The sequence below is a fragment of the uncultured Dechloromonas sp. genome, from assembly GCF_945957265.1.
Lineage (GTDB): Bacteria > Pseudomonadota > Gammaproteobacteria > Burkholderiales > Rhodocyclaceae > Azonexus.
The window spans coordinates 69,194-93,176 of sequence record NZ_CAMFKO010000002.1; the positions used below are offsets into that span (position 1 = coordinate 69,194).

The 23,983-nt window shown below is 67.2% G+C and carries 19 protein-coding genes; 15 read left to right on the forward strand and 4 right to left on the reverse strand.

The features are described 5' to 3' along the window. Positions 1-75: 75 nt before the first annotated feature. From Q0P59_RS01590 to Q0P59_RS01605, 4 genes are all read left to right on the forward strand, one after another. The gene (locus Q0P59_RS01590; protein ID WP_295002800.1) at positions 76-2,019 is read left to right on the forward strand and encodes an EAL domain-containing protein; all 1,944 of its coding nucleotides are present in this window, start codon (positions 76-78) and stop codon (positions 2,017-2,019) included. A gap of 61 nt (positions 2,020-2,080) precedes the next feature. Continuing rightward, entirely contained in the window at positions 2,081-2,950 is an 870-nt protein-coding gene (locus tag Q0P59_RS01595; protein ID WP_295002802.1) for an NAD(P)-binding domain-containing protein, read from the forward strand. Next, positions 2,947-3,801 (forward strand): NAD(P)-dependent oxidoreductase, encoded by an 855-nt coding sequence (locus Q0P59_RS01600; protein WP_295002804.1) that lies wholly within the window; start codon positions 2,947-2,949, stop codon positions 3,799-3,801. Before Q0P59_RS01595 ends, Q0P59_RS01600 begins: the two co-directional genes overlap by 4 nt. After that, entirely contained in the window at positions 3,798-4,541 is a 744-nt protein-coding gene (locus Q0P59_RS01605) for a flagellar brake protein (RefSeq protein WP_295002806.1), read from the forward strand. Before Q0P59_RS01600 ends, Q0P59_RS01605 begins: the two co-directional genes overlap by 4 nt. 12 nt (positions 4,542-4,553) lie before the next feature. On the opposite strand, the gene dmeF is transcribed toward Q0P59_RS01605, so the two are convergent. The 3 genes from dmeF to mtnA are packed head-to-tail and all read right to left on the reverse strand — an operon-like array spanning position 4,554 to position 7,223. Continuing rightward, positions 4,554-5,516 (reverse strand): CDF family Co(II)/Ni(II) efflux transporter DmeF, encoded by a 963-nt coding sequence (dmeF, locus tag Q0P59_RS01610; RefSeq protein WP_295002808.1) that lies wholly within the window; start codon positions 5,514-5,516, stop codon positions 4,554-4,556. Further along, on the reverse strand, positions 5,513-6,142 hold the full coding sequence (locus Q0P59_RS01615) for a class II aldolase/adducin family protein (RefSeq protein ID WP_295002810.1): 630 nt from the start codon (positions 6,140-6,142) through the stop codon (positions 5,513-5,515). Before Q0P59_RS01615 ends, dmeF begins: the two co-directional genes overlap by 4 nt. Further along, on the reverse strand, positions 6,135-7,223 hold the full coding sequence (gene mtnA / locus Q0P59_RS01620) for an S-methyl-5-thioribose-1-phosphate isomerase (RefSeq protein WP_295002812.1): 1,089 nt from the start codon (positions 7,221-7,223) through the stop codon (positions 6,135-6,137). Before mtnA ends, Q0P59_RS01615 begins: the two co-directional genes overlap by 8 nt. A gap of 207 nt (positions 7,224-7,430) precedes the next feature. Here mtnA and ybaL point away from each other — a divergent pair, with 207 nt between their 5' ends. The 4 genes from ybaL to mscL all read left to right on the forward strand — a co-directional run bounded on the left by ybaL (position 7,431) and on the right by mscL (position 11,807). Continuing rightward, positions 7,431-9,137 carry a YbaL family putative K(+) efflux transporter gene (gene ybaL, locus Q0P59_RS01625; protein ID WP_295002814.1) on the forward strand — a complete coding sequence of 569 codons (1,707 nt, stop codon included), beginning with the start codon at positions 7,431-7,433 and terminating at the stop codon, positions 9,135-9,137. A gap of 33 nt (positions 9,138-9,170) precedes the next feature. Continuing rightward, positions 9,171-10,055 carry a universal stress protein gene (locus tag Q0P59_RS01630; RefSeq protein ID WP_295002816.1) on the forward strand — a complete coding sequence of 295 codons (885 nt, stop codon included), beginning with the start codon at positions 9,171-9,173 and terminating at the stop codon, positions 10,053-10,055. Between the two features lie 66 nt (positions 10,056-10,121). Further along, positions 10,122-11,279 carry a pyridoxal phosphate-dependent aminotransferase gene (locus tag Q0P59_RS01635; RefSeq protein ID WP_295002818.1) on the forward strand — a complete coding sequence of 386 codons (1,158 nt, stop codon included), beginning with the start codon at positions 10,122-10,124 and terminating at the stop codon, positions 11,277-11,279. A gap of 102 nt (positions 11,280-11,381) precedes the next feature. Further along, entirely contained in the window at positions 11,382-11,807 is a 426-nt protein-coding gene (gene mscL, locus Q0P59_RS01640) for a large conductance mechanosensitive channel protein MscL (RefSeq protein ID WP_295002820.1), read from the forward strand. Positions 11,808-11,867: 60 nt separating this feature from the next. Here mscL and glnE read toward each other — a convergent pair whose 3' ends face one another. After that, positions 11,868-14,564, reverse strand: coding sequence for a bifunctional [glutamate--ammonia ligase]-adenylyl-L-tyrosine phosphorylase/[glutamate--ammonia-ligase] adenylyltransferase (gene glnE, locus Q0P59_RS01645; protein ID WP_295002822.1), 2,697 nt, complete (start codon positions 14,562-14,564; stop codon positions 11,868-11,870). Between the two features lie 100 nt (positions 14,565-14,664). Here glnE and Q0P59_RS01650 point away from each other — a divergent pair, with 100 nt between their 5' ends. The 7 genes from Q0P59_RS01650 (at position 14,665) to Q0P59_RS01680 (ending at position 23,893) form a co-directional block, all read left to right on the forward strand. Next, positions 14,665-18,555: a YhdP family protein gene (locus Q0P59_RS01650; RefSeq protein ID WP_295002824.1), complete on the forward strand. Its 3,891-nt coding sequence runs from the start codon at positions 14,665-14,667 to the stop codon at positions 18,553-18,555. After that, positions 18,552-19,361, forward strand: coding sequence for a carbon-nitrogen hydrolase family protein (locus tag Q0P59_RS01655; RefSeq protein ID WP_295002827.1), 810 nt, complete (start codon positions 18,552-18,554; stop codon positions 19,359-19,361). The genes Q0P59_RS01650 and Q0P59_RS01655 overlap by 4 nt, the downstream gene beginning before the upstream one ends. Positions 19,362-19,370: 9 nt before the next feature. Continuing rightward, positions 19,371-20,816, forward strand: coding sequence for a metalloprotease TldD (gene tldD / locus Q0P59_RS01660; protein ID WP_295002831.1), 1,446 nt, complete (start codon positions 19,371-19,373; stop codon positions 20,814-20,816). Then, positions 20,800-21,465 carry a c-type cytochrome gene (locus tag Q0P59_RS01665; RefSeq protein WP_295002833.1) on the forward strand — a complete coding sequence of 222 codons (666 nt, stop codon included), beginning with the start codon at positions 20,800-20,802 and terminating at the stop codon, positions 21,463-21,465. Before tldD ends, Q0P59_RS01665 begins: the two co-directional genes overlap by 17 nt. A gap of 102 nt (positions 21,466-21,567) precedes the next feature. After that, positions 21,568-22,350, forward strand: a complete 783-nt coding sequence (locus tag Q0P59_RS01670) for a type IV pili methyl-accepting chemotaxis transducer N-terminal domain-containing protein (protein ID WP_295002835.1) — start codon at positions 21,568-21,570, stop codon at positions 22,348-22,350. Between the two features lie 140 nt (positions 22,351-22,490). Beyond that, positions 22,491-23,048 (forward strand): RNA polymerase sigma factor, encoded by a 558-nt coding sequence (locus Q0P59_RS01675; RefSeq protein WP_295002837.1) that lies wholly within the window; start codon positions 22,491-22,493, stop codon positions 23,046-23,048. Next, positions 23,048-23,893, forward strand: coding sequence for a FecR domain-containing protein (locus Q0P59_RS01680; protein ID WP_295002838.1), 846 nt, complete (start codon positions 23,048-23,050; stop codon positions 23,891-23,893). The genes Q0P59_RS01675 and Q0P59_RS01680 overlap by 1 nt, the downstream gene beginning before the upstream one ends. The last annotated feature ends 90 nt before the right edge of the window (positions 23,894-23,983 follow it).

The window sequence follows — 23,983 nt, forward strand, 5'->3', positions numbered from 1 at the left end:
GCAATCGATTTAGGCTGAAAGTAATATTTTTCTCGGCTACACTGCCAGCCATGTTCATGTTCCGGTAGCCGAATCTTGCCTGTCAGCCCGACCGTTCCCGGTCGAAAATATGGTCTCGTTGCCTTCGCGGCTCTTCTGCTGGTGTGGAGCCTGATCGGCCACGACCTGTGGATGCTCGCTTACCCCGTGAAGTCGGGGCTTGCCCTGTCGGCCGTCGGGAACCTGCGCGCCGATCTGCCCAGGGTGGGCTGCGTGCTGGCGCTGGGGGCATTGCTGACCCTGCTCGTCTGGCAGGCGTGCCGGCACATGCGGCGCACCGGGGTCGAGGCGTCGGCCCGGCTGGCCTTGCAGAGGCTGATCGTCGATCACGCGTCGGAAGCCATGATGCTGACCGACAGCGCGCAACGCATTTTGTCGGTGAACGCCGCGTTCACCGCCATCACCGGCTACGCATCGGAAGAGGTCATCGGCCTGACGCCGACCCGCCTCAGCGCCGGGCACCAGGGCCTGACCGGACATCGCAACGTCTGGGATTTCGTCGCCGAGAATGCCTACTGGGAAGGCGAGCTGTGGGACAGGCGCAAGGATGGCACGATCTATCCCAAGCAGATGCGCATCACGGCCATCTGCGAGGATGGCGTGCATATCTCGCACTATGTCGCGGTTTTCTGCGATGCCAGCGAGAGCAAGGCGCAGGCCCAGCGCCTCGAGTATCTCGCCCGCCACGACCCGCTGACCAACCTGCCCAATCGCCTGGCGCTGGATGCCCATTTGCTCAAGGCGCTCGACGGGGCGGTGCCGGGCATCGACCGCATGGCCTTGCTGGTCATCGATCTCGACAATTTCAAGACGGTCAACGACTCGCTCGGCCATCCCGCCGGCGACCGCCTGCTGGCCGAACTGGCGCGCCGGCTCGGGGCCAGCATGGACCAGGCCCGGCGCCTGTTCCGCCTGGGCGGCGACGAATTCGTCATCTTCATCGAGCAGCTCGATAACGAGGAAACGGCCATCGCGCTGGCCGATCGCCTGATCAAGCTGATCAGCGAGCCTTGCGACGTCGATGGCCATATCCTGCACATGACGTCGTCGATCGGCATCAGCCTCTATCCCGAGGACGGACGGGACGGCCAGGCGCTGATCCGCAACGCCGACACCGCCATGTATTACGCCAAGGCCCACGGCCGGGCCAACTACAAGTTCTTCACCGAGCCGATGAACGCGGCGGCCACCAAGCGCCTGCACCTGGAAAGCGAGTTGTGGCGCGCGCTGGCCGAGAACCAGCTGGTCCTGCACTACCAGCCGCAGGTCGATCTGCTCAGCGGCAAGGTGGTCGGCGTCGAGGCGCTGGTCCGTTGGCGCCACCCGCAGCGCGGGCTGATCGGGCCGGCCGAGTTCATCCCGGTGGCCGAAGAGTGCGGCCTGATCCTGCCCCTCGGTCACTGGGTGCTGCTCACCGCCTGCCGCCAGGTGCGCTCCTGGCTGGACCAGGGCGTCGACATGGGCGAGATGGCGGTCAACATATCGGCGCACCAGTTCCGCCAGCCGGAATTCGCGCGCTCGGTGCGCGCCATCCTGGCCGAGACCGGCGTCAGCGCCAACCGGCTGGAGCTGGAAATCACCGAAAGCACCGTCATGCACGGCGTCGACGAGGCGATCCGCACGCTGGCCGAGCTCAAGGACATGGGCATCAAGCTGGCGATCGACGATTTCGGGACGGGCTACTCGTCGCTGGCCTACCTGCGCCGCTTCCCGCTCGATCGCCTGAAGATCGACCGCTCCTTCCTCGCCGATGTCGACAGCGATCCCGATGCCGCGTCGCTGCTCACCTCCATCGTGCTGCTCGGCCGTTCGCTCGGCTTGCAGCTCGTCGCCGAGGGCGTCGAGAATTTTGCCCAGGCCGAGTTCCTGCGCACCCTGGAATGCGAGCGGGTGCAGGGCTTCCATTTCTACCAGCCGGCGTCGGCCGAAGAGGTTGTCGGTTTCGGCGGCTTCGGCCTGTTCAGGGCGCTTCCCGCCTGAACGGTCTTGACCCGGCCTGGCGCTTGCCTAAAATTCGAGGCTTCTCGACTGGGAGTTTTCTATGAAGATCGGATTCATCGGCCTCGGCATCATGGGGCGCCCCATGGCGCTCAACCTCATCAAGGGCGGCCATGACCTCAGCGTCTGGGCGCGCCGCGCCGAATCCATGCAACCGCTCGTCGCCGCCGGCGCACGGGCGGCGCTCGACCCGGCCGATGCGGCGAAGGGTTGCGAGCTGGTCATTTCCATGGTGGCCGATGCGCCGGACGTCGCCGAAGTCATGCGCGGCGTCGCCCGCGGCGCCGAGCCGGGGCTGGTGGCGGTGGACATGAGCACCATCGCGCCCGGGGCGGCGCGCCGGATCGGCGAGGAACTGGCGGCGGCCGGCATCGATTTCGTCGATGCGCCGGTGTCGGGCGGCGAGGTCGGCGCCATCGCCGGCACCCTGTCGATCATGGCCGGCGGTACCGAAGCCGGTTTTGCCAAGGCCGGCCCGGCCTTCGCCTGCATGGGCAAGAACGTCATCCACGTCGGCGCGTCAGGCGCCGGCCAGGTGGCCAAGGCGGCCAACCAGATCGTCACCGGCATGGGCGTGCTGGCCGTTGCCGAGGCGCTGGCCTTTGCCGCGAAGAACGGCGTCGACGGCGCCAAGGTGCGCGAGGCGCTGCTCGGCGGCTTCGCCTATTCGCGCATCCTCGAGAATCACGGCCAGCGCATGCTCGACCGCAATTTCAAGCCGGGCTTCAAGAGCTGGATGCACGAGAAGGATCTCAATATCGTGATGCAGACCGCGCACGAGCTCGGCCTGTGCCTGCCCGGCTCGGCGGCGACGGCGCAGATGTTCAACGCCATGGTCGGCAGCGGCCACGGCGAGGAAGATTCCGTCGCCGTGCTCAAGCTGCTGGAAAAGCTGTCGGGCCAGGCATCATGAAAGTCGGCTTCATCGGCCTCGGCGTCATGGGGCGTCCGATGGCCTTGCACCTGCAGCGGGCCGGGCATGAACTCTTCGTCTGGGCACGCCGCCCGGACAGCGTCGGCGATCTGCCGGCCACCGTGTGCGCCACGCCTGCCGAGCTGGGCCGGCGTTGCGAGGTGGTGTTCACGATGATCACCTCAAGCGCCGATGTCGAAGGCGTCGTGCTCGGCGAGCAGGGGCTGAGCGCCGGCATGGCGCGGGATTCGGTATTGGTCGACTGCTCGACCATCGCCCCGGACGTCGCCCGGCGCATCGCGGCCAAGCTCGGCGAACGGGGCATCCACATGCTCGACGCGCCGGTTTCCGGCGGCGAGCAGGGGGCCATCGACGCCACGCTCGCCATCATGGCCGGCGGCGACGCCCTGGTGCTCGAGCGGGTTCGTCCGCTGCTCGCCTGCCTCGGCCAGCGCATTGTCCATATCGGGCCGAACGGCGCCGGGCAGGTCGCCAAGGCGTGCAACCAGATGATCATGGTGGCCGCCATCCAGGCGGTGGCCGAGGCCATGCGGCTGGCCGCGGCGTCCGGCGTCGATTGCGGCCAGGTGCGCGCGGCGCTGGCCGGCGGCTCGGCCGCCTCGCGGGTACTCGACGTGATGGGCGAGCGCATGGTGCGGCGCGATTTCGCAGCCGGCATCGAAGCCCGCCTGCATCACAAGGATTTCGGACTGGTTCTCGAAGCGGCCAGGCAGAGCGGCGTACCGCTGCCTCTGGCGGCGGTCGTCGACCAGCAGCTCAACGCCCTGATGGCGCAAGGCTGGGGGCGCGACGACACGGCGTCGTTGCTGCGCGTGCTGGAGTTGCCGTGAGCCAGATCGCGCAGCTTTCCGAAGCCGAGATCGAAGCGCGTTTCCATGTCGTCGGCAAACGTCCGGTGGCGTTCACGCTGGATGGCTTTGCGCGCGCAAAAACCGGGTTTTCCGTCCAGTTCCATGGCGGCGAGGAGATGTTCCTGACCACGCTGCTCGCCGTCCTGCCCGAGAAGCAGATGCTGGTTTTCGACTGCAGCGGCAGCCTGGAGACCAACCGGCGCTTTCTGCAGAGCGAGCGCAGCATCTTCGTCGCCCGGCCGGGCGGGATTCACGTCCAGTTCGTCGGCGGCAAGGCGCGGGAGATTCTCTACGCGGGAAGCCAGGCCTTTGCCATCGGCCTGCCGGAGCATCTCGTTCGCTTGCAGCGCCGCGAGTTTTTCCGCATCGACACGCCGCGGGTCAAGCCGCTGCAGTTTCACGGCCGCCTGCCGGGCGGCGCGCTGCTGAGCCTGGCGGCGCACGATATCTCGGTGGCGGGAATCGGGCTCAACGCCGCGTCGCTGGCCGACGACCTGGTCAGCGGCAGCGTGCTGCCCAACTGCCGCTTTTCCCTGCCGGACGATGCGCACGACCTGCTGTTCAGCGCGACCGTCCGCCACATCACCGAACGGGACAGCCGGGGCGGCTTCCGGCAGTGGCGCATCGGCCTGCAATTCAACGATCTGCCGCGCCCGGCCGAAGCCCGGGTGCAGCGCTACATCACCCATCTCGAGCGCGAGCGGCACGAGCTTTCCTGAGCGGGGCGCCGCTCAGCAGATATCGCAGCGATGGATCTCGACCGTGACGTGCATGATCTCCTCGTGCACGCAGAGCGCCTGGCGGATCTGCAGCGGCGTCAGCCCGGCATCGTGGGTGAGCAGGCTGAGCGCGCAGGCATAGGCGCCGTTGCCGACGCGCCAGACGTGCAGGTCGGTGAGCAGCGTGTTGCCGGCCGCCGGCAGCGCGGCGATGACCTCGCGGATTTCGTCGACGACCGGATGATCCATTTCCCGGTCGAGCAGCACGCGGCCGCTCTGCGCGATCAGGTTCTTCGCCCATAACGCGACCAGTACCGCGCCGACCAGGCCGGTGGCCGGATCGAGCCAGGCCCAGCCCCACAGCCAGCCGCCGGCGAGGGCGGCAATCGCCAGTACCGAGGTCAGCGCGTCGGTGACGACGTGGATGTAGGCGGCCTTGAGGTTGAGGTCGTGGTGGTGGTCATGGCCGTGATCGTGGTGATGGCCGTGCCCATGATCGTGCCCGTGGTCGTGGCCGTGCGCGCCGCCCAGGATCAGGGCGCAGACGAGATTGACCAGCAGGCCGAAGACGGCGACACCCATCGCCTCGGCGTAGTGGATCGGCTGCGGCGACCACAGCCGTTCGAGCGAGCCGAAGATCATCGCGCCGGCCACGCCGAGCAGGAAGATGGCGCTGGTGTAGCTGGCCAGCACCTCGATCTTCCAGGTGCCGAAGGCGAAGCTGGGGTCGTTGGCGTACTTGCGCGACGCCGCATAGGCGAAGGCCGACAGGCCGATGGCCAGGGCGTGCGAGCTCATGTGCCAGCCGTCGGCGAGCACCGCCATGGAGTTGAACCACCAGCCGGCGACGATCTCGACCAGCATGGTGGCGAGCGTGATCCACAGCACCAGGCGCGTGCCGCGTTCGGCCGCCGCATTGCCGGTGCCGTAGTGGTGCCGGTGCGCCCAGCGGGCGAGGTCGTGATCCGTGCTCATTGTTGTCCGTAGCCGGCGAATTTGACGAGGACTTCGGCCATCTCGCCGGCCGACAGCAGCACCGGTTCGCCCAGCTGGCAGGCGCGCCAGTATTGTTCGCACAGCTCCTCCAGTTCGACGGCCAGCGCCAGGGCATCGTCGAGATCGTGGCCGGCGACGAGCAGGCCGTGGTTGGCGAGCAGGCAGCCCTTGCGGTCGGCCATCGCGGTCATCGCCGATGCCGACAGGGCATCCGAACCGAAAATGGCGTAGTCGGCGCAGCGGATCGTATCGCCGCCGAAGCGGGCGATCATGTAGTGGAAGGGCGGTATGTCGCGGCGCAGGCAGGCCAGGCTGACGGCGAAGGGCGAATGGGCGTGGAGCACGGCGCCGACCTCCGGCCGGGCGGCGTAGAGGTCGCGGTGGAAGCGCCACTCCGACGACGGCTTGCGCCGGCCGGCATGCGTGCCGTCGAGCGCCATCAGCGGAATGTCGTCGGCGAGCAGGCGGTCGTAAGCCATGCCGGTCGGCGTGATATGGAAGCCGTCGCCGTGGCGCACGCTGACATTGCCCGAAGTGCCCCTGTTCAGCCCGGCCGGCTGCATGGCGCGGGCGGTGGCGATCAGATCGTCGCGCAAATCAGCCACGGCCTTCCTCCGGGTAGAGCGCGAGCAGGCCTTCGCGGCTGGCGGCGCAGACGCCGCGCTCGGTGATGATGGCCTTGACCAGCCAGTTCGGCGTCACGTCGAAGGCCGGGTTGGCGACATCCTCGCCGGCCGGCAGCTGGCGCAGCGCCGACGGTTGGGCGTGGCGGTCGAGGCCGTGCACCAGGCGGAATTCGTCGCCGTCGCGTTCCTCGATCGGGATGTCGGCGCCGTCCGGGCAGGCGAAGTCGAGCGTCGAGCGCGGCGCGGCGACGTAGAAGGGAATGCCGTTGTCGGCGCAGGCCAGCGCCTTGAGGTAGGTGCCGACCTTGTTGGCGACGTCGCCGTTGGCGGCGATGCGGTCGGCGCCGACGATCACCGCGTCGACCCGGCCCTGGCGCATGAGCAGGCCGGCGGCGTTGTCGGCGATCAGGGTGTGCGGCACGCCGTGCTGTTCCAGTTCCCAGGCGGTGAGCAGGCCCTGGTTGCGCGGCCGGGTTTCGGAGACCCAGACATGCACCGGCACCCCGGCGTCGTGCGCGGCATAGACCGGCGACAGCGCGGTGCCCCAGTCCACCGTCGCCAGCCAGCCGGCGTTGCAGTGGGTCATGATGTTCAGCGTCCGGCCGTCGGCGACGATCAGCTCGTTCCACAGCTTCAGGCCGTGCCGGCCGATGGCGGCGTTCTGCGCCACGTCTTCCTCGGCGATGGCGGCGGCTTCGGTCCAGGCGGCGGCGCAGCGTTCATCGGCCGCTAGCGGGCGCAGCAGCTTTTCCATGCGGGCCAGCGCCCAGTGGAGGTTGACGGCGGTCGGCCGGGTGGCGCCGAGCACGGCGATCGCTTCGGCCAGGCGCCGGTCGGAGCCTTCGAAATCGAGGGCGATGGCCAGGCCGTAGGCGGCGGTGGCGCCGATCAGCGGGGCGCCGCGCACCTGCATGGCGCGGATGGCGTGCGCCGCCTCGTCCAGCGTGGCGACGCGGACCCAGTGCAGCGCATGGGGCAGGCGGGTCTGGTCGATGATGTCGATGACGCGCCGCTCGGGATGGGCGCGCAGGGTACGAGTGGGAATGCCGTCGATGTTCATGGGGCGAATTTTGGCATAGCCGCGGGATTCCGGGCGGCTTGTTCGCCGGGCGATGAACTGCCGGGTGGCTCGGCGGTCAATCAGTGCGTGCGTGGCGGAGGCCGGCTGTCGTGTCTGTCCGGTTTTTCCTGACCGATATTTCCGTCACGACTGTCGGTGCGGGACCGAATTGATGATAAAAGCGTAAGTGACTACCGGAAAGGATGCATGGAACACAATATTTCCCTGATTACGACCCTGGCCGCCGGCTTTGGCGTGGCCCTGATTCTTGGCTTCGTGGCCGAACGCGTCAAATTGCCGGCGCTGGTCGGCTATCTGGTGGCGGGCATCCTGATCGGACCGGCAACGCCGGGTTTCGTCGCCGACATGCATCTCGCCGCCCAGCTCTCCGAGATCGGCGTGATGTTGCTGATGTTCGGCGTCGGCCTGCATTTTTCGCTGGGCGACCTGTTGGCGGTCAAGCGCATCGCCGTCCCCGGCGCCGTGGTGCAGATGACCTGCGCCACCTTGCTTGGCCTCGGCGTGGCCCAGGCCTGGGGCTGGGAATGGGGACATGGCCTGCTGTTCGGCCTGTCGCTGTCCTGCGCCAGCACCGTCGTCCTGCTCAAGGCGCTCGAGGCGCGCGGCGTGCTCGACAGCATGAACGGGCGAATCGCGGTCGGCTGGTTGGTCGTCGAGGACCTGGCCACCGTCCTCGTACTGGTCCTGTTGCCGCCGCTGGCCGGCGTGCTGGGCGGCGAGGCCGGTTCCGCAGCGGCCGGCGAATCGGTCGGCCTGACCGTGGCCAAGACGTTGCTCCAGGTTGGCGCCTTCATCGGCCTGATGCTGGCGGTCGGCCGCAAGGCGATTCCCTGGCTGCTCTGGCAGGTGGCCGGCACCGGCTCGCGCGAGTTGTTCACGCTGGCCGTGGTGGCGGCGGCCATCGGCATCGCCTACGGCGCGGCTTCCCTGTTCAACGTTTCCTTCGCGCTCGGCGCCTTCTTCGCCGGCATGGTGATGCGCGAATCGAAATTCAGCCACCGCGCGGCTGAGGAGTCCCTGCCCTTGCGCGATGCCTTCTCGGTGCTGTTCTTCGTCTCGGTCGGCATGCTCTTCCAGCCGGCCATCCTGCTCGAGGAACCGCTGCGCGTGCTGATCGTCGTCGCCATCATCATGCTCGGCAAGACGCTGGCCGCGCTGGCCATCGTGCTGGCCTTCCGCTACCCGCTGAATACCGCGCTGACCGTGGCCGCCAGCCTGGCCCAGATCGGCGAGTTTTCCTTCATCCTGGCCGGTCTCGGCCAGGCGCTGGGGCTGATGTCGGCCGAAGGCATGAGCCTGGTGCTGGCCGGCGCGCTGATCTCGATTGCCCTTAACCCGGTGATGTTCTCGGTCGTCGAACCCTTGCGCCGCTGGGTCCTGGGCAAATCGTCGGTGGCGCGCCAGCTCGAGCAGCGCGACGACCCGTATGCCGAACTGCCGACGAGCACCGAGCGCAAGTATCTCGAACGCCAGGTCGTGCTGGTCGGCTACGGGCGCGTCGGGCAGCGCATCGCCGAGGACTTGCTGCAGCGGAACATCCCCTTCGTCGTCGCCGAACAGAACCGGGAATTGGTGGAAATCCTTCGCCAGCGGGGCATCCCGGCCGTGTCGGGCGATGCGGCGGAAGCCTCGGTCCTGATTCAGGCGCATGTCGCCGCCGCCGCCATGCTCGTCGTCGCCACCCCCGACCCGATCGACGTGCGGAAAATGGTGGCCACGGCGCGGGCGCTGAATCCGGACATCGACATCGTGTTGCGCACGCACAGCGAGGTCGAGTCCGAGCTGCTGCGCCGGGAAAAGCTGGGTACCGTCTTTCTCGGCGAGGAAGAGCTGGCGCGCGGCATGGCCGGCCACGTTTTGCGGCGCAGCGAGGAGAGGCTGGGCAGCCGCTGATTGTCTTGGTGTCTCGTGCAAGGGAGAGCGCATATGACGAACTTGAACCGCATCGTTGCCGCCACCGACCTGTCGGCCCCGGCGCGTCATGCCAGCGAGCGGGCGGCCATGCTCGCCGCCGACCGCGATGCCTGCCTGACCTTGATCCATGTGGCGAGCCAGGCCCCGCTGGCGCAGTTGCGGCAGTTGCTGGGCACGGCCGACGAGCGGGTGGCGGAAGCCTTGCAGGAAGGTTTGCGCGAAGCGATGCGCGAGCTGGGGGAATCCGTCCGGCAGCGCTTCGCCGTCGCGCCGGCCCTCGATCTATCCACCGGCGACCTGTTGCCCGGCTTGCTGGCCCGCGTCGATGCCGCCCGGGCCGATCTGCTGGTGCTCGGGGCCCGGGGCGCCAGCTTCCTGCGCCATATCCTGCTCGGCTCGACCGCCGAGCGCTTGCTCAGTTCGGCGCGCGTGCCGGTGCTGGTGGTCAGGCTGCCGCCCCACGAGCGCTACCGTTGCGTGCTGGTTCCCGTCGATTTTTCGCCGGTTTCGCTGCGCGCCCTGAAGCTGGCGGCGGAGATCGCTCCCGGCGCAGTGATCACGGCGATGCATGTTTACGAGGTGCCTTTCGAGGGCCAGCTGCGTTATGCCGGTGTCGACGAGGCGAAGATCGAGCACTACCGTTCCCTGGCCGCCGCCCGGGCGCAGGCCAACCTGGCCGGCCTGCTCGAGACGAGCGGCATCGAGCCCGGCCGGCTGCGCACGGTGATGGTCAACGGCGACGTATCGCAACGCATCCTCGAGTACGAACAGGAACTCGACTGCGAGCTGATCGTGGTCGGCAAGCACGGCGCGGGCGTTTTCGAGGAGCTGCTGCTCGGCAGCACCACCAAGCACCTGCTGGCCGAGGCGCAGGGCGACGTGCTGGTCGTCGCCTGAGGCGGGCGCAGCGCCCGGCCGGCCGACTGTGGCATAGTGCCCGTCTCGTCTGTTCAGGGCTCGACCATGGAAACCAAGCTTCGCATCGACTCCCGCTTCCCGGCCATGGGAACGACCATCTTCACCGTCATGTCCCGCATGGCCGCCGAATGCGGCGCCGTCAACCTGTCGCAGGGCTTTCCCGACTTCCAGGCCGAGCCGGCCTTGTTCGATGCGGTGCATCGCCACATGCTCGCCGGGCGCAATCAGTACGCGCCGATGGCCGGTCTGCCGGAACTGCGCCAGGCCGTCGTCGACAAGGTGGCCGCCCTGTACGGCCCGCGTTTCGATGTCGAATCCGAGGTCACGGTCACGGCGGGGGCGACGCAGGCCATCTTCACCGCCGTCGCCGCCTTCGTCCGGCCGGGCGACGAGGTGATCGTCTTCGAGCCGGTCTATGACAGCTATGTGCCGGCCATCGAAACGGTCGGCGGCAAGGCGGTCCATGCCCAGCTGAAGTTTCCCGACTACGCGCCCGATTGGCAGCAGGTGGCGTCGCTGATCACCCCGCGGACGCGGATGATCATGCTCAATTCGCCGCACAACCCGACCGGCAGCCTGCTCTCCCGGGCCGATCTCGACCAGCTGGCGGAGCTGGTGCGCGGCACCGACATCGTGATCCTGTCCGACGAGGTTTACGAGCACATCGTCTTCGACGGCGAGCGGCATGCCAGCCTGTGCGGGCATCCGGAGCTGGCGGCGCGCAGCCTGGTCGTCTCCAGCTTCGGCAAGACCTACCACATCACCGGCTGGAAAATCGGCTACGTGGTCGGCCCGGCGGCGCTGATGGACGAGTTCCGCAAGGTGCACCAGTTCAACGTGTTCACCGTGCATGCGCCGTCGCAACTGGCCATCGCCGAGTACATGCGGGATGCCTCGCGCCATCTCGGGCTGGCCGCGTTCTACCAGGAAAAGCGGGACAGCTTCCGCCGGCTGATGGCGGATACGCCGTTCGAGTTGCTGCCCTGCCGCGGCACCTATTTCCAGCTGGCCCGCTACGACCGGATCTCGGATCTGCCGGATCGCGCCTTCGCCGAGTGGCTGACGCGCGAGGTCGGGGTGGCGGTGATCCCGGTCTCGGCCTTCTATGCCGACGGACGCGACGACAAGGTGGTGCGCTTCTGTTTCGCCAAACGCGAAGAGACGCTGGAGGCCGCCGCGGAGCGGCTTTGTAAAGCTCTGTAGGGAAACCTGAAGTTATGAAAAACGCTTGACCGGATTTCGCCGCGGAGAGAATAATCGGCGCATCCATAACCATCTAAACCCAATATCAACGGAGAAAATACCATGGGCATGATTCAGGAATTCAAGGAGTTCGCGGTCAAGGGCAATGCGATGGATCTCGCGGTCGGCGTGATCATCGGCGGCGCTTTCGGCAAGATCGTGGACTCCATCGTCGGCGACCTGATCATGCCAATCGTCAGCCGCGTCGTCGGCAAGCTGGATTTTTCCAACCTCTTCGTCATCCTCGGCGACAACCCGAACAACCTGGCCACCCTGGCCGATCTCAAGAAGGCGGGCGTCGCCGTTTTCGCCTACGGTTCCTTCCTGACCATCCTGGTCAACTTCATCATCCTGGCCTTCATCATCTTCATGATGGTCAAGCAGATGAACCGGCTGCGCAAGGAAGAGCCGGCACCGGCGCCGGAAGCCCCGGTCACCCCGGAAGACATCGTCCTGCTGCGCGAAATCCGCGATTCGCTGAAGAAGTAGGCGCCGGACGCTCGGAGAAAAGCCGCCCGCGGGCGGCTTTTTTCATTTGCGCCGCCCGGTTCAGCCGAAAACGGAACGCCACAGCCCGGTCACCGCCGCGATGTGGTTCTCCACTTCCTCCCGCGGGATCGGTGCCTTCGGATTGGCCGACAGCCGCTTGGCGTGCTGCAGGCGGCGGAACTCGCGGTAGGCGTTGCCGGCCGCCTTGGCCTGGGCCGGGTCGATCAGGCCCAGTTCACCGGCGATGCGCAGCAGGGCGATGTTGCCCAGGTTGCCGGTCAGTTCGGCATGCCGGTGGGCGTGGCCGAGAATCAGGTACTGCACGATGAATTCGACGTCGATGATGCCGCCCGGGTCGTGCTTGAGGCCGAACCCGGTTTCGCTTTTCGAGGCGTGGGCATCGACCATCTTGCGGCGCATGGCGACGACTTCCTCGCCGAGCTTGGCCAGGTCGCGCGGCTGGCGCAGGATCTCGACGCGGATCGCCTCGAAGCGCTGGCCGACCGCCGGGTCGCCGGCACAGAAGCGGGCGCGGGTCAGCGCCTGGTGTTCCCAGGTCCAGGCATTCTTGAGCTGGTAGTCGCGGAAGGCGTCGACGGAGACGGCGAGCAGGCCCGAATCCCCGTTCGGACGCAGGCGGAGGTCGGTCTCGAACAGGATGCCGGCCGGCGTCTGGCTCGACAGCCAGGTATTCAGGCGCTGGCTGAGCCGCGTGTAATGCTCGGCGGCCTCCTGGTCGCCATCGTCGTAGAGGTAGACCAGGTCGAGGTCGGAGGCGTAGCCCAGTTCCTTGCCGCCCATCTTGCCGTAGCCGATGACGGCGAATTGCGGCGTGTCCCGGTGGCGCTTCTTGATGGTGCTCCACACCAGGGGCAGGGTTTCCTGGACCAGCGTGTCGGCCAGTTCGGTCAGGTGGTCGGACAGGCGCTCGATGGTCTGCAGGCCGGCCAGGTCCTGGGCCAGCAGCCGGAAAACCTGGCCGTGGTGCATTTCGCGCAGGATGTCCATCTCGCGCTCGGTGTCGCCGGCATGCTGGGCCAGGTTGGCGCGCAGGTTGTCGCGGAAGCCGCTCCAGTCGGTGGCGATTTCGTACAGGCGCGGGTCGAGCAGTTCGTCGAGGAGCAGCGGGTAGCGGTTCAGGTAGTCGGCGGCCCAGTGCGAGGCGCACATCATGTCGGCCACCCGGCGCAGCGCCATCGGGTATTGCTGGAGCAGGGCCAGGTAGGCGCCGCGCCGGGAGATCCCCTCCAGGAAGCTCAGCCCGCGCACCAGCGTGGTGTCGGGGTCCGGCGTCGCGCCGGCGGCTTCGAGCAGGCGCGGGCCGACGGCGTCGAGGCGCGAACGGTTGGCCGAGGGCAGCTGCTGGTAGCGGCTGGAGGCGCGCAGGTCGGCCAGGCGCGCGATGGCTTCACGCGGCTGCCGGAAGCCGAGGTTGCCGAGCGCCTCGATGGCGCCGTCCTCGTCGAGCTGCCCCTGCCACAGGCCGGTCAGCGGGTGTTCGCCGGCCTCGGGGTCGGAAAACACGGCCTCGAAATGGCGGCTGACGATGTCGCGATGCCCGGCCAGCACCTCGGCCATCGCGTCCCAGCCGGCGAAGCCCATGCTGCGGCCGATCTTTTCGCGCTCGGCGGGGTCCGTGGGGAGCATGTGCGTCTGCTTGTCCTCGACATACTGCAGGCGATGCTCGAGGCGGCGCAGGAAAACGTAGGCGGTGTTCAGTTCGCGCTCGGTCTCCGCCGAGATCAGCTTGCGCTCGGCGAGCAGGGAGAGGACTTGCAGGGTCGGGCGGACCTGCAGCGCCGGGTCGCGGCCGCCGCGGATGAGCTGGAAGACCTGGGCCATGAACTCGATTTCGCGGATGCCGCCGGGGCCGAGCTTGACGTGGTCGGCCATGTCCTTGCGGGCGACTTCGCGGCGGATCTGCGCATGCAGGTCGCGCATGGCGTTGATCGCGCCGAAATCCAGGTACTTGCGGAACACGAAGGGGCGGGCGATTTTCTGCATCGCCACCACCCAGTCGGGCTGCAGGTTGTCGCCGGCGTTCATGGTGCGCGCCTTGATCCAGGCGTAGCGTTCCCATTCGCGGCCCTGCGTGATGAAGTAGTTTTCCAGCGCGTCGATGGAACAGACCAGCGGCCCGGAATCGCCGTTCGGGCGCAGCCGCATGTCGACGCGGAAAACCTGTCCGTCCGCCGTGATGTCGCCGAGCGCCTGGATGACCTTCTTGCCCACGCGGTTGAAGAAATCGAAGTTCTCGATGCGCTTCTGGGCGCCGGCCGTATCGCCTTCTTCGGGGTAGATGAAGATGTAGTCGACGTCGGACGAGACGTTCAGCTCGCGGCCCCCGAGCTTGCCCATGCCGATGACCATCAGGCGCAGCGGCCGACCCTGGCTGTCGAGCGGCTCGCCGTAGGTTTCCGCCAGCTGCCGGTGATAGTGGTCGAGGGCGAAATTGGTGGTGACGTCGGCGAGCAGGGTCATGCATTCGACGATTTCCGCCAGCGGCGCCAGGCCGCACAGGTCGCGCAGCACGAGGTGGGCCATGGCCCGCTGGCGCAGGCGGCGCAGGGTCGAGCGCACCGCCTCGTCGTCGGCCAGGGGCTGGCGCAGCGGCGCCATGAGCAGCGCCTCGTCCAGCGGCTGCTCCCAGGTGGCGGCCAGTTCGGGAATCAGCTCGGGGCGGGCGTTGAGCAGGGTAGTCAGGTAGCGGCTGTGATCGAGGGCCGGCTGCCAGCGGGGATCGAGCGTGGTGTCCATGATGTTGGGGCGGCTACTGGGCCGAAAAGGTAGAATGTCATCTTTTGCGATTTCCCGATTGTAGTGATCTATTACCCCCAATGGCAAAGCGGTTTCGCCGGTGAGTGAGCCGTCAGGCCCGAATGCCGGCGTAATGTCGCCGGACCTGCGTGCCGCGGCCTATCACCGCTTGCACTGGCTGTGGCCGATCCTGGCCAAGCCGGCGGTCGCCCGCGGATTGCGCTGGAGCGGCTGGCTGGTTTTCGCGGCCTGGCTGGCGTTCACCGTGCTGGTGCTGGCCTTGCGTTTCGTCGTGCTGCCCAAGGTGGCGGATTACCGCGACGAGATCGAGCGCGCCGCCAGCAAGGCGGTCGGGCAGGCCGTCAGCATCGGCCGCATCGAGGCGCGCTGGCAGGGGCTGAATCCCGATCTCGTGCTCGACGACGTGGTGGTCGCCGACCGCCAGGGCATGCCGGCTTTTTCGCTGGCCCGCGTCGAGGGCGTGATGTCGTGGCAGACCCTGCTGCGTCTGCGCCCGACCTTGTCGCTGCTGGCCTTCGACGGGCCGGTGCTGCACGTCCGCCGGGAGACGAACGGAAAGCTGACCGTCGCCGGCATCGATACCGAGGGCGAGGGCGACCCGGCGTTTGCCGAATGGGTGCTCGACCAGAAACGCATCCGCATCCACGACGCCACCATCGTCTGGGAGGATCGCCTGCGCAAGGCGCCGCCGCTGGTCCTCGAGGATCTGCAGTTCGCGCTGGACAACAGCGGCCGGCGGCACCGTTTCGGGCTGTCGGCCGCGCCGCCGGCGCATCTGGCGGCGCGGATCGATATCCGTGGCGAGGTGCGCGGCAAGCTGGGCGATGCCCTCGACCAACTGACCGGCAAGCTCTTCGTCGAGCTGGATTATGCCGACCTGGCGGGATGGCGGGCCTGGGTCGACTACCCCGTCCTGCTTCCCCAGGGGCGCGGCGCCTTGCGGGTATGGGGCGATCTCGGCGCCGGTGCCGGCAAGGTGACGGCCGACGTCGCGCTCGAGGAGCTGCGCATCCGGCTCGGCCGCAAGCTGCCGGAACTCGATCTGGCCAGCATGCGCGGCCGCCTGGAGGGGCGCTACGCAGCCAGCGAATGGGCGCTGGCCGGACACAAGGTCGAGTTGCTGACCCAGGACGGCGTGCGCGTCGCGCCGACCGATTTCAAGCTGGAGTGGCGCCAGGATCCGCAGACGATGCTCGTCAATGGCAATGCCAGCGCCAGTTTCCTCGATCTCGGCATCCTCGCCCGGCTGGCCGCCTACATGCCGCTCGATGCCAAGAGCCGCGAGTTGCTCGAACGGCACAAGCCGCAGGGGCGGGTCGCCGAATTGCGGGCGAGCTGGACGCTGGATGACGAAACGCTCAGAAAATACAGCCTGAAAACGACTTTCCACGACATGGGCCTGGCCGCGGGCGGCTATTTCCCCGGCGCCGAAGGGGTATCCGGAAACGTCGAGCTGACCGAGAAAGGCGGCGAACTGCTCCTCGATTCGGGCAGGTCCGGCCTGTCGCTGCCGGCCATCTTCCCGGTTCCCGACATTGCGCTCACCCAATTGAAGGCCAAGGCCAGCTGGAAAAATACGGCGGAGGCCATCGACATCCGCCTCGACAAGCTGGAGTTCGCGGGGCCCGACGCCGCCGGTTCGGCGCAGGGCGTCTATCGCTATAGCGGCGACGGTCCGGGCGAGATCGACCTGACGGCGAAGGTGGACCGGGCGGAGGCCACCGCCGTCTGGCGCTACATGCCGCACGTCGTCAATGCCGAGGCGCGCGCCTGGATACGGCGCGGCATCGTTGCCGGTCGCGGCTACGACGGCCGGCTGGTGCTCAAGGGCAAGCTGCAGGATTTCCCCTTCCGCGACGGCAAGGGGGGCAAGTTCCTGGTCACCGCCAGGGCCGCCGACGCCAAGGTGGATTACGTGCCGGGCTGGCCGGCCATCGAAGGCATCGAGGCCGAAATGAGCTTCGATGTCGGCATGAAGATCGCCGCCAGCAAGGGGCGCATCCTGGGCGCCAGCCTGTCCGGCGTCGACGTGCGGATTCCCGATTTCGAATCGCACGAGGAAATGCTGCATGTGCGCGGCCTCGCCCAGGGGCCGACCGGCGAGTTCCTGCGCTTCATCGAGAAAAGCCCGCTGGCCGAGACCCTCGACCATTTCACCGACGGCATGAAGGCGGTCGGCAACGGCAGCCTGAACCTGGAGCTCGACATCCCCTTGCGCCACGCGCAGGACACCAGGATGCGCGGCGACTACCGGTTCCAGAACAACCAGCTGCAGCCCCTGGCCGGGCTGCCGCCGCTGACCCAGGTCAATGGCCGCCTGCAGCTCACGGAAAACAGCGCGACGGCGCAGGACATCGCCGGTCGGGTGTTCGGCGGCCCGCTCAAGGTGCAGGTCCGCAGCGTCGGCGACAAGGTGGGCATCCAGGCCAGCGGTGCCGCGCAGATCAAGGAGGTGAGCAATCACTTCGGATGGCCGCTGATCAACCACCTGGTCGGTGGCGCTGGCTGGAAGGCCGACATCAATATCCGCAAGAAGAACGCCGAAGTCGTCGTCGAGTCCGACCTGGTCGGCGTCAGTTCCCCCTTGCCGGAGCCCTTGAACAAGACGGCGTCGACGCCGCTGCCGCTGCGCATCGAACAGACGCATCCGGACGCCCAGCGCGAGCAGTTCCGCATCACCCTGGGCAAGGTCGGGCAGGGCGTGATGGTCCGCCGCGGGGAAACCTGGGAACGCGGCGTCTTTGCCGTCGGCGATGCCGAGCCGCGCTTGCCGGACAAAGGGTTGGCCATCCGGGTGGCCGCTCCGCGGCTCGATGCGGATGCCTGGAAAAACTATCTGCCGGACGGCGCCAATGGCGCATCCGCCGACCCCGGGGCGCTGGCGCTCAGCGTGCTGTCCCTGAAGGCGCCGCAGCTTCGCGTCTTGGAGCGCGACTTCAGCAATGTCGAGACGAGCTTGCGGCCGCGCGACGGCGGCTGGCAGATCGGGCTGAACACGCGTGAGGCGGCGGGCGACCTGTTCTGGAAGCAGGCCGGCGAAGGCTGGGTCGAAGGGCACTTCAAGCGGCTGGTGCTCAAGCCCGCGGCCGAGATCGGCGAGGGCGGCGCGACGCTGATCAACAGCCTGCCGGGCATGAGCCTGGTGGTGGACGACCTGCAGATCGGCGACCGGGCGCTGGGCCGGCTGGACTTGAAGGCGCGCAACGACAAGGGGGCCTGGAATCTCGAGGCGCTCAGCCTGCAGAACCCGGATGGCGCCTTGAAGGGCAAGGGCGTGTGGGTCAATGCCGGGCGCCATCAGACGCGGCTGGATTTCGAGCTCGCGGCCAAGGACGTCGGGCGCTTGCTCGACCGCCTGGGCTATGCCGATGCGGTGCGTCGCGGCAGCGGCACGCTGAGCGGCAACGTGCAATGGAACGGGCCGTTGACCGGAATCCACTACCCCAGCCTGGGCGGGCAGCTGTCGGTCAATGTCGAGAAGGGGCAGTTCAACAAGCTGGAGCCGGGCGTCGGCAAGCTGCTCGGCCTGATTTCGCTGCAGTCCCTGCCGCGCCGGCTGACCCTCGATTTTCGCGACATCTTCAGCGACGGCCTGGCCTTCGACAGCATCGAAGGCAAGCTCGCCGTGCGCAAGGGCGTGATGCGGACCATCGAGCCCTTGCGCATCAACGGCCCCGCCGCCCAGATCGAAATGCTCGGGGAAACCGACCTGAAGACGGAAACGCAGGACATGCAGGTTGTCGTCCGCCCCGAAGTGGGCGGGCTGGCGGCGGTCGGCACGGCTGCGCTGGTCAATCCGGTGATCGGCGCCGCCGCGCTGGTGGCCAACACCGTGCTGCAGAAACCGCTCAATCGCCTGTTCAGCTATCGTTATCATGTCACCGGAACCTGGGCCGACCCCAAGGTCGACAAGGCCGGGGAGTCGTCGCAGGAAGTCAGGCCGAAGGCAGAGGAGGAAGACAAGCAATGAGCAAGCAGAATTGCCGGATTGCCGCCTTGCAGATGGTTTCCGGGCCGCGCGTCGGAGAAAACCTCGCGGCGGCGGGGCGTCTGGTCGAGGAGGCCGTGGCGCAGGGGGCGCAACTGCTCGTCCTGCCCGAGTATTTTCCGATCATCGGCGCCGCGGATGCGGACCGGGTGCGCGCCCGCGAAAGCTTCGGCCACGGCCCGATCCAGGCATGGCTGGCGGAAACGGCGCAGCGCCACGGCATCTGGCTTTTCGCCGGCTCGCTTCCGCTGGCCGCCTCGTCGCCGGACAGGATGCGCAATGCCAGCCTGGTCTATAACCCGGCCGGCGAATGCGTCGAGCGCTACGACAAGGTGCATCTGTTCGGTTTCAGGAAGGGCGAGGAGGCCTACGACGAAGCCAGTTTCATTGAGGCCGGCGACCGTGTGGCGGCGGTCGATACGCCCTTTGGCCGCGTCGCCCTGTCGATCTGCTACGACCTGCGCTTCCCCGAGTTGTACCGGGCGCTGGCGCCGGTCGACCTGATCCTGGTGCCGGCGGCCTTCACCGAGACGACCGGCCGGGCGCACTGGGAAATCCTGTTGCGCGCCCGGGCCATCGAGAACCAATGCTACCTGCTCGCTGTCGGACAGGGCGGGACGCATGAAAACGGCCGCATGACGCACGGCAACAGCATGATCGTCGACCCGTGGGGCGAAATCCTCGATCGCAAGGCCAAGGGGCCGGGCGTGGTCATCGCCGACCTGGATCACCAACGCATTGCCGACATCCGCGAGAGCCTGCCGGCGCTCGCTCACCGCAAACTGTAAGGAAGCTTCATGACTCAACCGAGCGCCTTGGCGCAAGCCGAATCCCTGCTGCTCACCCCCTTCTCGCTGACCGAGGGCGATCTCTCGCGCACCTTCGGGCAGATCCTGAAGAACCAGGTCGACTATGCCGACCTTTATTTCCAGTATTCCCGCTCCGAGGCGTGGAGCCTCGACGAGGGCATTGTCAAGTCGGGCAGCTTCAACATCGACCAGGGGGTCGGCGTGCGCGCCATTTCCGGCGAGAAGACGGCCTTTGCCTATTCGGACGACATCAGCGCCCGGGCCCTGGGCGATGCCGCCAACGCGGTGCGCGCCATCGCGACGGCGGGGCAGTCGGGCAGCCTGCCTGCCTTGCAGGCGGTCAAGGCGGCGCGCGCCCTCTATGTGCCGAACGATCCGATCGCGTCGCTGCCGGCCGATGCCAAGGTCAGGCTGCTCGAGCGCCTGGAAGGCTACGCCCGGGCCATCGACCCGCGTGTCGTCCAGGTCATGGCTTCGCTGGCCGGCGAATACGAGGTGATCCTCGTCGCCGGCTCGGACGGCCGCCTGGCCGCCGACATCCGGCCGCTGGTGCGCTGCTCGGTGTCGGTCATCGTCGAGGAAAACGGCAAGCGGGAGCAGGGCGGCGCCGGTGGCGGCGGCCGTTTCGATTTCGGTTATTTCGACGACGAAGTCCTGCAGCGCTACGCCAGGGAGGCGGTGCATCAGGCGGTGGTCAACCTGCACGCCGAACCGGCGCCGGCCGGCCAGATGACGGTGGTTCTCGGTTCCGGCTGGCCGGGCATCCTGCTCCACGAAGCGGTCGGCCACGGCCTGGAAGGCGACTTCAACCGCAAGGGCAGTTCGGCCTTCAGCGGCCGCATCGGCCAGCGCGTGGCGGCCAAGGGCGTCACCGTGATCGACGACGGCACGATCAGCGACCGGCGCGGCTCGCTGAACTTCGACGACGAGGGCAACCCGACCCAGCGCAACGTGCTGATCGAGGACGGCATCCTCAAGGGCTACATGCAGGACAGCCTGAACGCCCGCCTGATGGGCGTCGCCCCGACCGGCAACGGGCGTCGCGAATCCTTCGCCCACCTGCCGCTGCCGCGCATGACCAACACCATGATGCTGGCCGGCCGGCACGACCCGCAGGAAATCATCGCCTCGGTCAAGAAGGGCATCTATGCCGCCAACTTCGGTGGCGGCCAGGTCGACATCACCAGCGGCAAGTTCGTGTTCTCGATGAGCGAGGCCTACCTGATCGAGGATGGCAAGGTGACGCGTCCGATCAAGGGGGCGACGCTGATCGGCAACGGGCCGGACGCGCTGACCCGCGTGTCGATGATCGGCAACGACCTGAAACTCGATCCGGGCGTCGGCACCTGCGGCAAGGACGGGCAGAGCGTGCCGGTCGGCGTCGGCCAGCCAACCCTGCGGATCGATGGACTGACCGTTGGGGGTACTGCATAATAGCCCCTTCCACTGTAAGGGAATTGTTATGCGCTTGTTTGTCGCAGCCGCGGGACTTCTTTTTGCCAGTTTTTCGCTGTTCGCCCAGCCGGCGACCCAGGAGCGCCTGAAAGCCGTGCAGGGCGACCCGGCCGCCTTGAAGGCCGCTGTCGAGGCCGGCCGCAAGGCTTCCTTCTTCTGCGCCAACTGCCACGGTGAAACCGGCGTCAGCAAGGCGCCGGAAGTCCCCAACCTGGCGGGGCAGAATGCCGCCTATCTGCTTGAACAGATCAGGAAATTCGGCAGCGGCGAGCGCAAGGATGCATTCATGCAAGGCCTGATCAAGGTACTGAAGGACGACGAGAGGGTGCAGATAGCGCTGTTCTTCGCCAGCCAGGCAGCGACCCGCTCCAGGGCCGATGCCGGGCAGGCTGCACGGGGCGGGGAGTTGTTTGCCAAGCTATGCACCCGTTGCCATGGAGCCGATGCCCATGGCAACGAGCAGTATCCGCGCCTGGCGGGACAGAATATCGTCTATTTGCAGAGTTCGATCACGCGCTATCGCGACGGCACGGGCGTTCGCAACAATCAGCTGATGTCGATTGCGACGGCGACCCTGAAGAACGATGACATTGTTGCGGTGACTAACTATCTTACCCAATTGCCATGAGCGAAATTGTCACGCCCTTGTCACGGCGTTGATGCAAATCATTGCAGTTGCCCGGCGATAGCGGATAAGCTCGCAACTCATCGAAAATTTGCGGGGGTCTTCTTGAAGACTTTGCTGGGTATCCTTATCGCTGTTTTTCTCGGCTTGGGTGTCGACGCGGCCCAGGCGCAGATCAACGACATCAACTCGGCCATCAACAAGGCGGGGCGCCAGCGCATGCTGTCGCAGCGCATGGCCAAGGCCTATTTCCAGATCGGCCAGGGCGTCGAGCTCGAGCGCAGCAAGAAGGTGCTCGATACCTCGGTTGCCACCTTCGACCGTCAGTTGGTCGAATTGAAGAATTACGCGCCAACGCCCGAGATCAAGGCGACCTATGTCAGCCTCGAGCAGTCCTGGCTGGCCTACAAGGACTTGCTGGTCGGCAAAAATCCCTCGCAGGACGGCGGGCGCAAGGTTCTGGCGCTCTCCGAGGAAGTGCTCACCCAGGCCCATCAGGGGACCGTCCAGCTGGAGAAGCAATCGGCCTCCACGGCGGGCCGCCTGGTCAATATCTCGGGGCGCCAGCGCATGTTGTCGCAGCGCATGGCCAAGTTCTACCAGGCAAGTGCCTGGGGCGTGAATGACGCAAACAGCGCCGCCAACCTGGAAAAGGCCCGCAAGGACTTTGCCGAGGCGCTCGCCGAGCTTGGCGCGGCGCCGGCCAATACCCCGCAGATCAAGGATGGCCTCGAGCTCGTCAAGCAGCAATGGTTCTTCTTTGAAAACGCCCTGGGGCAGAAGGTTGGCGCCGACAAGCGCCCGCAAACCGCCGTCGCCACCACCAGCGAGCGCATCCTGGAAGAAATGGAAGGCGTCGTCGGGCTTTACGAAAAGCTGCCGAAGTAAGTTCCTCGCCTGTTCCTCGGCACCTGCCTGCCGTCGGTATCGACTGCGGACAGCGCCTGTCGTAACCGGCGCGGGTTTTTGGCTTGCCGGTTTTTATCACATAAGTGATAATGATTCTTATTAAAAGATATCGTGTCACCATGCCAGCAGCCGTCCCCGTCCCTCCGGAAATCGATCGCCTTGATCTTCTGCTTGCCGCATTGCGCGAGCATTATGGCGAATTGGTCCGGCACGTGCGTCGGCATGCCGCACGCCTGGGGGGCGATCCGCACTGTGCGCGCGACGTGGTGCACGATCTTTGCGTCGAATTGATCGCTGCGCCGCCGGCGCAGCCGGTGCATACGCCCCTCGCTTTCTTGCGCGAGATGAGCCGGCGGCGGGCTATCGACCACTATCGCCGGCAGGCGACGCAAGCACGCTGGATCGATAGCTGCGACACGCCGCCCGATGTGGCCGATGCCGGCAGTTTTGGCTGCGACCCGGCATTGGCGCTGGCAAGCCAGCAGGCGTTGCGCCTGCTGGTCGCCGCCATCGAGGCCCTGCCACCGCGCTGTCGCGATGTTTTCGTGTTGTGTCGCATCCATGAATACACGCAGCCCGCGGCAGCGGAGTATCTGGGCATCAGCCTGAAGACGGTCGAAAAGCACTTGCGCCTCGGCCTCGCTGCCTGCCGCAAGGCACTGGCCGAGATCCGCTGATGAGCGCCTCACCTCCCGAGCCGCGTCCATCGGAACCGGCTGCCGGCGAGATCGACAGCCTGCTTGCCGACCAGCGTGCCGCGCTGCAACGCCTCTTTCCGCTGCCGCCGCGCCGGACACCGCCACGGCGGCGCAAAGCGGCACTGGCCGGCCTGCTGTGCACGGCGCTGACCGCCCTGGTGCTGGCGATGAATCCCGTCTATCGCGAGGAAAGCTATGCGGCTGCCGACCAGTCGGTGCTGGGGGTGCGCCTGGCGGATGGCAGCCAGTTGGATCTCGAACGGCGTAGCGCGGTGACGTTGCGCTGGCGGCTGCGCAGTCGCGAGGCCGAACTGCACGCGGGGCGGGCGCTGTTTTCGGTGAGTCCGGCATATCTGCGCACCTTCAGCGTCGAGGCGGGGAGCGGGCATGTCGTCGTGCGCGGCACGCAGTTTGCCGTCAGCCGCCGCGCATTGGCTACCGGCGAGTCGCTGACTGTGCAGGTTGCCGAGGGGCGGGTCGCCTTCTTCCCGGCTTTCGGCGCGGACGTCGAGTTGCTGGCCGGGCAGCGCATGCACAGCGTCGATGGTCGTCCCGGCAAGGTCGAGCCGTCTTCCTCCGAGGCCGCGACGGCCTGGCGCGACGGCACGCTGATTTTCGAGAGCACGCCGCTTGGTGCAGCCTTGGCGGAATGGTCGGCGCTCACCGAGCGGCCGCTGCGCGCCGCCGACGATATTGCGGCGCTGCCGCTATCGGGGGTTTTTGCGGTCGAGCGTGTGGACGATTTCATTGCCTTGCTTCCCGAAATCCTGCCGGTCGCGTCGCGCCGCCTGGCAGATGGCGGCATCGAGTTCGTTCGGCGCTGACTTCGGCCCGCCGGTATTCCAGCGGCCGGTGGCGCCTGAAAAAAATTCCATTCCGGGGTAGGGGGTGAGGGCGGCAAATACGACAGATGG